The 11,098-nt window shown below is 59.2% G+C and carries 6 protein-coding genes; 1 reads left to right on the top strand and 5 read right to left on the bottom strand.

Translation table 11 applies throughout. The features are described from left to right. Positions 1-335 precede the first annotated feature (335 nt). A complete protein-coding gene (locus WBG04_RS05785) occupies positions 336-2,054 on the bottom strand; it encodes an arylsulfatase (protein WP_424313432.1) in 1,719 nt (572 codons plus the stop codon). Between the two features lie 144 nt (positions 2,055-2,198). Here WBG04_RS05785 and WBG04_RS05780 point away from each other — a divergent pair, with 144 nt between their 5' ends. Then, a complete protein-coding gene (locus tag WBG04_RS05780) occupies positions 2,199-3,185 on the top strand; it encodes a LysR family transcriptional regulator (protein ID WP_424313431.1) in 987 nt (328 codons plus the stop codon). 138 nt (positions 3,186-3,323) lie between these two features. On the opposite strand, the gene WBG04_RS05775 is transcribed toward WBG04_RS05780, so the two are convergent. The 4 genes from WBG04_RS05775 to WBG04_RS05760 all read right to left on the bottom strand — a co-directional run. Continuing rightward, complete coding sequence (locus WBG04_RS05775) at positions 3,324-4,655, bottom strand: ClC family H(+)/Cl(-) exchange transporter (protein ID WP_424313430.1); 1,332 nt, start codon at positions 4,653-4,655, stop codon at positions 3,324-3,326. 256 nt (positions 4,656-4,911) lie between these two features. Beyond that, positions 4,912-7,773: an aconitate hydratase gene (locus WBG04_RS05770; RefSeq protein WP_424313429.1), complete on the bottom strand. Its 2,862-nt coding sequence runs from the start codon at positions 7,771-7,773 to the stop codon at positions 4,912-4,914. Between the two features lie 116 nt (positions 7,774-7,889). Further along, positions 7,890-8,498, bottom strand: coding sequence for a transposase (locus WBG04_RS05765; protein ID WP_424313428.1), 609 nt, complete (start codon positions 8,496-8,498; stop codon positions 7,890-7,892). A gap of 91 nt (positions 8,499-8,589) precedes the next feature. Next, positions 8,590-11,098: bifunctional aconitate hydratase 2/2-methylisocitrate dehydratase (locus WBG04_RS05760; protein ID WP_424313427.1), on the bottom strand; the 2,509-nt coding region annotated here is incomplete at its 5' end.

Raw genomic sequence — 11,098 nt, 5'->3', positions numbered from 1 at the left:
GCGCCGGACCGTAGGCATACTCGCGCTCGGCGAAAGGCGGTGGTTAGGCCCGAAATGGTAAGGACCAGTAGGGCGATGTTTGATGACGCCGTTACCATGGTGAATTCTCTAGTTTCAGTGATGAATTCGCGGGATGAAAATACAAGATTTGAACAGGAGGTGATGAGGAAACAGAGAATGGATTTCTCATCTCCGTTCTTTCCGTTTGCTCCTGTTCAATATCCAGTCTGAGTCTGCGTATACTGGCGTTTCGGTGATGAATTCGCGGGCCGCCTCCGTGAGGAGCCGGCCCGCGTGGTTCATGATCGAAGTGCTAGTGCACCGGAACGACCCGGTTAGTGGCCCGCGTGGCTGCCGGTATTCGATTCCTGCATCTGCGTAATGATTTGATCGAGGTTGTAACTCGACGGACTCTGCAGGGCCGGGAATTCCTTGTAGCTCATCAGCTCCTTCAACCACATTGCCTGTCCGATCGGGAGTAGGTTCCAGTCGTAAAGGTACGCCGTGCTGGGTGCTGCCAATGCGCCGGTCATGCCCATCAAGGTGTTTTCATTCATGACGGAACCTTCGAATGGATCACGCTTGATGTTGCAAACCTGCGTCCAGTGAAAATTCTGAACTCCCAACAGGCCACCTTCAGGTGTAGAAGGTGCCATTGCGTAATACATCTTCCAGTTTTTGAAACGCACTGCCGAAGGGTGAGTGCCGCTGTAGTAGAACAGGTAGTCGCGTGCAGAATCGCCCGTTTCGTCGCTTTCCAGGTAGGCACGTTGATTGATGCCGTCCAATTTGGTTTTCACGATGCCAGGGTACTTGCCGGCCATGATCTGCTTGTTCAGTTCGTCGCCTTTGGCACCGCCGGCGATATCAACGAGGGTAGGCACAAAATCAAGCAGCGAGATGATCCCGGCCTTGACGATACCCGGCTTGATGACTCCGGGCCAACGGATCAGCAACGGGACTCTCATGCCGCCTTCCCAGGTGGTGAGCTTGCCGCCGCGGAACGGCGTAACGCCACCATCAGGGAAAGTAATGACTTCGGCCCCGTTGTCCGTGGTGAAAACGATGATGGTGTTGTCCATCTCGCCCATTTCTTCGAGCTTGTCGAAAACGTAGCCGATGTTGTCGTCCATCTGCTTCATGCCGACTTCGTTGATGCCCCAATCCTTGCCACCCTTCACGCCAAGCATGGCTTCGTACTTCGGTGACAACATGGTGGTGATGTGCATGCGGGCCGGGTTGTACCAGCAGAAGAACGGCTTGCCGGTCTTGTCGGGATCGTTGCGGTCGAGCCAGTCGATGACTTTGGCGGAAATTTCCTCGTCGATCGTCTTCGAGCGTTCGAGGGTGAGCGGACCTTCGTCCGTGCCGGATTGGTTTGCCTCCGTGCCGTCGGAGGATTTCAACCAGAGGACGGGGCGAGGTGGAGTCATGCCAATCCCCTCTTCGGGAGTGATGGCACCGGGAACTTCCGGAATGCCGGGAATGGGTAGATTCTTATACGGCGCCACAACAGTCTGCTCGGTGGGGGTCTTGTTGATATCCGGGAAGCTGACTCCCTGCATCGCATCGAGGTGATACAGGTAACCCCAGAACTCCTGGATGCCATGGGCCGTCGGTAGTGAAGCGGGCTTATCACCCAAGTGGTTCTTACCGAATTCGCCCGTGCTGTAGCCAAGATCGAGCAAAAATCTGCCGATATGCGGAGTGCCTGGCAACAGCGAGGAGGTGGAGCCGGGCAACTGCGGCATGATCATCCCTGCACGCAGCGGATTCATGCCAGTTGCGAACGCGGTGCGCCCGGCGGTGCAACTCTGCTCCGCATAAGCAGTCATGAATTTCGCTCCTTCCGCAGCTAAGCGGTCGATGTTCGGTGTCTCGCCGACCATCAGGCCTTGATGGTACGCTCCGACATTCATGATGCCGATGTCGTCACCCATGATGAACAGGATGTTCGGTTTCTTATCCTGCGCGTGGGCGGGATTGATCACGCCAAGCAGCGCGGCGCCTGCTGCCAGTAACGACAGCCTGCATTTTGAGGGACTATGGTTCATTGTATTTGTGTATTTTCTGGTTCTCCTTAGGGAAAACAGTGCGGGGATCGGTGGCATTATTGTTCCCAAGGATCACGTTCTACTCAATTTCCCAAGGAGAAGGGAATTGATAAATGGCTATGGCTGTAATACGTAAAGCGTATCGTGGTAGAACTTCGTCATCTCGGATACGCGCTCGTCCTGGCCGAGCATCGAAACTTCGCCCGGGCGGCGGCGGCATTGCACATGAGTCAGCCGTCGTTAACCCGGAATATCCAGATTTTGGAAGAACGAATGGGCCTGCCCTTGTTCGAGCGAATGCGCAGTGGTGTGGAGCCGACCGACGCCGGGCAGCTGCTCTTGAAGCGGGCGAAGGCAATTCTCGGGCAGACTGACGACCTGATGCGCGAGGTTGGCGGTCTGGGGAAGGGGGGCGAGGGGAGGCTCCGGGTGGCGGCGGGACCTTATGCCGCGGGAATGGTCCTGGGTCCCGCCGTGGCGTCCCTAAGCAGGAAACAGCCTGAATTGCACTTCGACATCATCGTGGATCATTGGGTGGATGCCATTCGCAAACTGCGGGAACGGCGGGTGGAATTCGCGATTTGTGAGGCGAGCGAAGTAAGGGACGGGAACTTGGAATGCCTGCCGCTCGCTTGCCATAAGGGGACTCCGATGGTGAGGAGAGGCCACCCGCTGCTTGATGTCGGGAATCTCACGCTCAAGAAGATCCTGGAGTGGCCGGTGGCGGTCTCAGCCAGGGTCCCACCGCGCATTCTCTCGAAGATGCTTCCGGCTTCCCGATTGAAGAACGGATTCGATCCGGCCGTTCATTGTGAGGACAATGATCTGCTCAAAACGCTGGTGCATGGGTCCGATTTGGTAGGTTTTTTCACGTTTTCCATGGTGGAGGAGGAATTGAGGTCCGGACGGATGGTGGCACTGGCGGTGGACGAACCGTGGCTGACGACTTCGTTTGCGCTTTTCCATCTGAAGGACCGTGCCCTCTCACCGTTGGCGATGGAGTTCATCCGGGAAATCCAGCTTGCCGACGAACAGGTGGCAGCGAGAAATCTGGAGCTTGAGGAGACCTACGCACAGCGGCCCGGTCGGCCGACGGAAGGCAGGAAAATCCCCATCTCCAAGGCGAGTTAGATGGCCGGCGCTCACAGGATTCGGTTTTCGATCAAGAGACGGATGGCGAGGGGCATGGGCAGGGCGTCGCGGTAGCATGCCGGGGGGAACCGATGTGGCGGTGAAGCAGACAGCATCGGAACTGGTCCAGCCTGCTCGTCATTGCATGGTCTTGGCCACGCCGATGGTGCGGGCCTTCATGGAATCGTAGATGGGCGAGTTGCCCATCAAGGTGGGAACGGTCATTGCGGCGAAAGAGGCCCAAAGCATCGGCACGGCCTGATTGAAGGCACCGGTCATCTCGAAGATCAGGATCATTCCGGTAATGGGCGCCCGGACTGTTGCGGTTAGAAATGCTGCCATGCCGGCGATCACGAAGGTGATCGGGGTCGCACCGGAATCCGCCACGAACTGCGGACACAACAAACCGAATCCCAGGCCGATGCACGCACCCAAGGCCAGGATGGGCGCGAACAGCCCACCCGGCGTGCCCGCAGCGTAGGACAGGGGGCCGAGGACCAGGCGAACGGCGATGATGAGGGGCAAGGCGCTGAGTCCGATGCCACCGACAAGAGCCTTCTGGGAAATGATATCGCCGCCGCCGACCAGGTGCGGGCCAAACCAGGCGATCGCTCCCACCAGTGCCCCGATGAAGAGCGCCCGGAGCTCCGGTCGCCAACGGGTCATTCCGTCAAAAAGCGCACAGGTTCGGATAATCAAGCGGTTGTAGGCGACCCCTGCCAGTCCTGCCAGGATTCCCAGCAAGGCAAAGATCGGCCCGGTCCAGAAGCTTGGGTTGGGAAGCGTCGCCACCTTGAAATCGGGTTCCTGCCCGAGCATCAGCGACGCGACCGCAATCGCCGAACAGGAGGTGCCTAGCGCAGCGATGGCGATTCGAGTATCGAATCGGCGCACCAGTTCCTCGAGCACGAAGATCGCTCCGGCCATCGGCGCATTGAAGGCCACGGACAGCCCGGCCCCCGAACCTGCGGCGAAAAGGGCGATGCGATCGGTGCCCGACAGCCGGAAGATCTTTCCCCAGAACTCGGCCAGGTTCGCCCCGATTTGGACACTGGGTCCTTCCCGGCCGAGCGCCAGACCTCCTCCGATCGCCGACAGGCCGCCAATGAATTTGATCGGGAGCAGCAGAATCGGAGCAGCAGGCAACTTGCCCTCAATCACTGCCTCGACGTGCGGAATGCCGCTGCCGGCCGCAGGTTGCCCGGAACGCTGCACCAGCCAGGCGGCAAACGCGGTGGTGAGGGCGACCGTGGCACAGACCAGAACGAAGCCCAGCACCGGCCACTGGTGCGCCCAGGCAATCGAGTCCGTGCGAGCGGTGTTCAGGAAATCCAAGGCCATCCGGAAGCATCCGATCACCAGACCGATTCCGGCACCGGTGAAGAGCGAAAGCAGGGCCAGTTTTGCCAGGCTGAATTTTCCACCCTCACAGGGCGGCGCTTTTTCGGGGATCGGATTCATTGATGCCATGGGCCTGTGGTGTGAGGAGTTATCACGACCGACCTTGCCGCTCGTCAACCATCAAGGAGCGGCGCCCGGGATGGGATCGTGCGGGTTGGGTTCGCGCTGAAGGATGTCGTTTGTCGGGCACCAATGTCTGCAGGCTCCGTGCCGGAATTACGATGGGACGAGATTCGAGCGGTTGCAGGGGAATAAAAAAGAGCCGCTTGCCCTGATTGGGAAGCGGCTCTGAGATCGATTCGGCAGACGGGAGTGTTTTCCCTTCTCACGCGAGGATCTGGTCGAGCACGTAGGGCAGGATGCCGCCGGCGTTGTAGTAATCGACTTCGGCGGGGGTATCGAGGCGGACCTTGAGGGGGATCTTGAAGCTGTTTTCACCGGACTTCACCACGAGGGTCGCGCTCTGCATGGGCTTGAGTTCGCCAGCGATACCGACGATGTCAAAAGTCGCGTCGGTGAGGTCTTTGACTATGTCGTAGTCGGTTTTGTCGACGAAGTTCAGTGGAAGCACTCCCATGCCGATCAGGTTCGAGCGGTGGATGCGCTCGAAGCTTTTGGTGATGACGGCGGAGACTCCAAGAAGGCGGGTTCCCTTGGCGGCCCAATCGCGACTACTACCCATGCCGTAGTCCTCGCCGCCGATGATGATGAGGCTGGTTCCTTCGGCTTGATAGGCCATCGAGGCATCGTAGATGAAGGTGGGCTTTGCACCGGCCACTGTGGCGATTTCCTGATCGGGCGCAGCAACCTCGGAAGCTCCAAAGAACTGGGTGTATCCGCCTTCGATGCCGGGGCAGAGGAGGTTCTTGATACGGACGTTGGCGAAGGTGCCACGGGTCATCACGCGGTCGTTGCCACGGCGTGCGCCGTAGGAGTTGAAGGAGGCCTTTTCGACGCCGTTTTCGAGGAGGTATTTGCCGGCGGGCGAGGTGGGTTTGATCGCGCCCGCGGGGGAGATGTGGTCGGTGGTGACCGAATCTCCGAAAATGCCGAGCGGACGGGCGTCGAGGATGTCTTCACTGCCGCCAACCTTGGTTTCGAAGAAGGGCGGCGATTGGACGTAGGTCGATTTTTCGTCCCACTCGTAGGTGTCGCCGGTCGAGCCGTTGATTTCGGCCCACTTGGGATTGGCGGTATCGACGCTGCCGTAGAGCTTGCTGTAAACTTCGGGCTTCAAGGCGGCTTCGAGCTGGGTTTTGATCTCAGCCTGGGTCGGCCAGAGGTCTTTGAGGAAAACAGGTTTGCCGTCGGTGTCGTTGCCGAGTGGCTCGGTGGTGAGGTCGAGATCGACCCGGCCGGCGAGGGCGTAGGCGACGACGAGTGGCGGCGACATCAGGAAGTTCGCTTTGATGGATCCGTGGACGCGGGCTTCGAAGTTGCGGTTGCCGGAGAGGACGGAGGCGCAGACGAGGTCGCCTTCCTTGATGGCTCCTTCGATCGCCGGGTGAAGCGGTCCGGAGTTGCCGATGCAGGTGGTGCAGCCGTAGCCGACGGTTTCAAAGCCGAGCTGGTCGAGTTCCTTGCTCAGGCCGGTGACGTCGAGGTAATCGGTGACGACGCGTGAGCCGGGGGCGAGGGAGGTTTTGACGAAGGGTTCGATGGTCAGGCCCTTTTCGTTGGCTTTCTTGGCCAGCAATCCGGCGGCGAGCATGACACTTGGGTTTGAGGTATTCGTGCAGCTTGTGATGGCTGCGATGAGGATTGAACCATGGCGAAGGTTGGTGTCGATCGCGTCGAAGGCTTCCTTGGCAAGTACGATGTTTGGAGTAGGACGATTGGTGGTCATCTCGGCCTTGTCGGTCGCGGCCCTGCCATTGACGTTCTCAAGCAAGGATCCGACGGCGTATCCAGCAGGCTCAGGCATGTTGACGGCGATCGTGGTGTCGCGCTCGTCCGGGCTCATGCCAAAACCACCGTCGCCAGTGCTGGCGGTGAAGAGGGTGTTGAACTTTTCGCCAAGGGCGGGGATGTCGATGCGGTCCTGAGGGCGTTTCGGTCCGGAGACGCAAGGGACGATCGTCGAAAGATCAAGTTCGAGAAGGTCCTTGTAATCGCAGTCGCCTTTGTCGGGGATGCCGAAGAGGCCCTGGGCTTTGTAGTAGTTCTCGACGGTGGTGCAGAGTTCCTCGGAACGGCCGGTGCCTCGGAGGTAGTTGATCGTTTCGGCGTCGACCGGGAAGAAGCCCATGGTCGCGCCGTATTCGGGGGCCATGTTGGCGATGGTGGCGCGGTCGGGCAGGGAGAGGGCTTCGGCGCCGGGGCCGAAGAATTCGACGAACTTGCCGACGACGCCGTGTTTGCGGAGAATTTCCGTGACGCGGAGCGTGAGGTCGGTGGCGGTGACGCCTTCGGCGAGTTGGCCGTGGAGGTAAACGCCGACGACTTCAGGAACGAGGAAGGTGACGGGCTGGCCGAGCATGCCGGCTTCCGCTTCGATGCCACCGACGCCCCAACCGACGACGCCGAGGCCGTTGATCATGGTGGTGTGGGAATCGGTGCCGACGAGGGTGTCGGGGTAGTAGATTTCTGATTTCAGATTTGAGATTTCAGATTTTTTACTGAGCACACCCTTGGCGAGATACTCGAGGTTCACCTGGTGAACGATGCCGATGCCGGGAGGAACGACCGCAAACGTGTCGAAAGCCTGCTGGCCCCACTTGAGGAATTCGTAGCGTTCGCGGTTGCGGATGAACTCGATCTGCATGTTGCGATTGAGCGCCATTTGGGAACCGGAGAAGTCGACTTGGACGGAGTGATCGACGACGAGGTCGACCGGAACGAGTGGCTCGATTTTCGAGGCATCGGCCCCACGGGCGACGGCGGCATCGCGCATCGCGGCGATATCGACGAGCAGAGGGACTCCGGTGAAGTCCTGGAGGACGATGCGCGCGACGGTGAAAGGGATTTCGTAATCGCCGGGGTTCTGGGCGTTGTAGTTGGCGAGGTTTCGGACGTCTTCTTCGGTGACCTTGCGACCATCGACGTTTCGCAGCACGGACTCGAGGACGATGCGGATCGAGACCGGGAGCCTGGAGAGATTGGGGAAGCCCTGGTCAGAGAGGGCGGGAAGCGAGTGGAATTTTCCTTCGGTTCCGGAGCCAGTGGTAAAGGTGCGAAGTGTGTCCATGGCGCGAGCCTACTGCAAAATGACTGCGGCGTCTCCCGGGAATATGGAGAAGGACTTTTTAAGTCCTTTGTGGTGGAAGAGGGGTGGGATGGCGCTGGGGTTTGGCGGAAGGAGTTTCAAACTCCTTCTCCATATTGCCAGAGCTTGTAGGTTCCGGGAGAGAGTTTGGCGGGGTTTCTTTCGATGTAGTTTCGGGCCCAGGCGAAGTGCTTGTAGGAACGAATGAGTCGATCCCAGGATTCATGCTGCCAAAGTTGGCCGGTTTGCTCGAGCGTCTGGTTGATCTCGCGGGCGGTGAAACGTTTCCAGCTGTGGAGGATATCAGCCGACGGATGCTCGCCGAGGGGCTGAAAAAGCACGTGAACGTGGTTCGGCATGACGACGTAGGAGTCGAGTTGGTAGCGGTGGCCGTTGAAGTGATGGAAGGCGGCGGCGACGATTTGGCTGATGGCGGGGTCGCGGAGAAAGCAGCTGCCGTGGGCTTCGTCCAGGAGAGATTCAAAGCGGAGGGTGAAGAGGCGATTGTGCTCTTTTTGCTCTTCGGCACTCCACGGCTTTGGGTGGGATTCCTCCCACTGCATTTTCTCGATGAGGAGTTTTTCGACGACCGATTTGGGAAGGGAGTCGGCGAGTCGCCAAGTGACAAAGATCCAAGTGGAGCCCTGCTGCCAGTGGGGCAAGTTGCCTTTGTGTTTCTCGATGTCTTTGTGAGGATCGAGGAACATATGGAGAAGGACTTTTTAAGTCCTTTGTGGTGGAAGAGGGGTGGGATGGCCTTGGGGTTTGGCGGAAGGAGTTTCAAACTCCTTCTCCATATTACGAAGCAACCATCTCGCCTACGGGTGGGGCGAATTGGGTGAGGGGGATGCCTTGGACGGCGGTCTTGTATTCTTCCAGATTCGGGGTTCTGCCGAGGATGGCGGAGAGGACGACGACGGGGGTGGAGGAGAGCAGGGATTCTCCTTTTTTGCGCTCGGAGTCTTCGACGACACGGCCTTGGAAAAGGCGGGTGGAGGTGGCCATGACGGTGTCGCCTTTGGCGGCTTTTTCCTGGTTGCCCATGCAGAGGTTGCAGCCGGGGCGTTCGAGATACATCATGTTTTGGTATTCGGTGCGGGCGGCTTGCTTGGGGGCGCTGTCATCAAAGACGAAGCCGGAATACTTTTCCAACATGTCCCAGTCGCCTTCGGCTTTGAGCTCGTCGATGATGTTGTAGGTCGGAGCGGCGACGACAAGTGGGGCGTGGAATTTCACTTCGCCTTGCTGGGCTTCGAGGTTGCGGAGCATTTGCGAGACGATCTTGAGGTCGCCTTTGTGAACCATGCAGGAACCGACGAAACCAAGGTCGATTTCTTTCTCGCCCTGGTAGTAAGAGAGGGCGCGGATGGTGTCGTGGGTGTAGCGCTTGGAGACGTCCTCATTGTTGACGTCGGGGTCGGCAATCATCGGCTCGTCGATTTCATCGAGGTCGACGACGACTTCGGCGAAGTATTTGGCGTTGGCATCCGGGGCGAGTGGTGGCTTTTCGCCGCTGCGGACTTGGTCGATGCGTTTGTTGGCTTTGTCGACGAGGCCTTGAAGGACTTTGCCTTCGTTATCCATGCCCTTGTCGATCATGATCTGGATGCGGCCTTTGGCGATTTCCAGGGATTCGATGAGGGTGGCGTCCTGGGAGATGCAGATGGAGGCCTTGGCCTTCATTTCGGCGGTCCAGTCGGTGAAGGTGAAGGCCTTGTCGGCGGAGAGGGTGCCGAGGTGGACTTCGATGATGCGTCCTTGGAAAACGTTGTCGCCGAATTGCTTCAACATCTGGGCTTGGGTGGAGTGCACGACGTCGCGGAAATCCATGTGCGGCTTGAGCTCGCCTTTGAAGGTGACTTTGACGGACTCGGGGATGGGCATGGTGGCTTCTCCGGTGGCGAGCGCGAGGGCGACGGTTCCGGAGTCGGCTCCGAAGGCGACGCCCTTGGACATGCGGGTGTGGGAATCGCCGCCGATGGTGATGTCCCAGTCGTCGACTGTTAGATCGTTGAGGACTTTGTGGATGACGTCGGTCATCGGGTGGTAGCGGTCCTGTGGGTCGCGTGCGGTGATGAGGCCGAAGCCTTGCATGAAGGCCATGAGTTTCGGGATATTGGCCTGCGCTTTTTTATCCCAGACGGATGCGGTGTGGCAGCCGGATTGGTAGGCGGCATCGACCACCGGCGAAATGACGGTGGCGGCCATGGCTTCCAGTTCCTGGGCGGTCATGAGGCCGGTGGTGTCCTGGGATCCGACGATGTTCACTTCGACGCGGACGTCGGAACCGGCATGGAGGGTGACTCCCGGGGTGGTACCGACGGCGTTGCGGTTGAAGATTTTCTCCACGGCGGTGAGGCCTTGTCCTGCGTGGGAGATCTCTTTGGAGGCGGCGTAGACGGTGGGCTGTGGGATGCCGAGAGTTTTGGCGGCGAAGGTCTGGAGCTTCTTTCCGAAGACGATGGCGTAGGAGCCCTGGGCCTTGATGAACTCGACCTTCTGAGGGGTGAGGGCTGACGAGATGTCGACGAGCTCTTTGCCGTCGGTGCTGTAGAGCTTCTTGTCCTTGGTGTTGATGGTGAGGACGGTGCCGGTCTCGACGGAGTAGACTTGCTCCAACACCGGGTCGCCACTTTCGTTGAGGACGGTGTTGCCATCGGCATCGGTTTTTTTCACCCAGTTCTTGAGATCGATGCCGATGCCGCCGGTGACGCTAACAGTTGTTAGAAAGATGGGGGAGATGCCGTTGGTTCCGGCGACGATCGGGAAGATGTTGACGAAGGGAACGTAGGGGCTGGCGGGTTTACCGGTCCAGAGAGCGACGTTGTTGACCCCAGACATGCGGGACGAGCCGACGCCCATGGTGCCTTTTTCCGCGATGAGCATGACGCTCTTGTCGGGGTGGAGCTTTTGGAGGGCTTGGATGGCGCTCTGGGCTTCTGGTGAGATCATGCACTTGCCGTGCAGTTCTCTGTCGGAGCGGGAGTGGGCCTGGTTGCCGGGGGAGAGGAGGTCGGTGGAGATGTCGCCTTCACCGGCGATGAAGGTGACGATCTGGACTTCCTCCGGAACGTCGGGGAGCTTGGTGAAGAACTCGGCGGCGGCGTAGCTTTCGAGGATGTCCTTGGCGATGGGATTGCCAGCTTTGAAGGCGGCTTCGAGGCGTGCGGTATCGGCATCGTAGAGGAAAACCTGGGTCTTGAGGACGTCGGCGGCCTGTTGAGCGATGTCGGCATTTTCGCCGAGCGCGAGATTGAGGAGGACCTCGATGGAGGCTCCGCCCTTCATGTGGGAGAGTAGCTCGAAG

It is taken from the genome of Haloferula sp. (genome assembly GCF_049672945.1).
Taxonomy (GTDB): Bacteria; Verrucomicrobiota; Verrucomicrobiia; order Verrucomicrobiales; family Akkermansiaceae; genus Haloferula.
The sequence above is the reverse complement of the archived record's forward strand: the minus strand, read 5'-3'. Positions and strand labels throughout refer to the sequence as shown.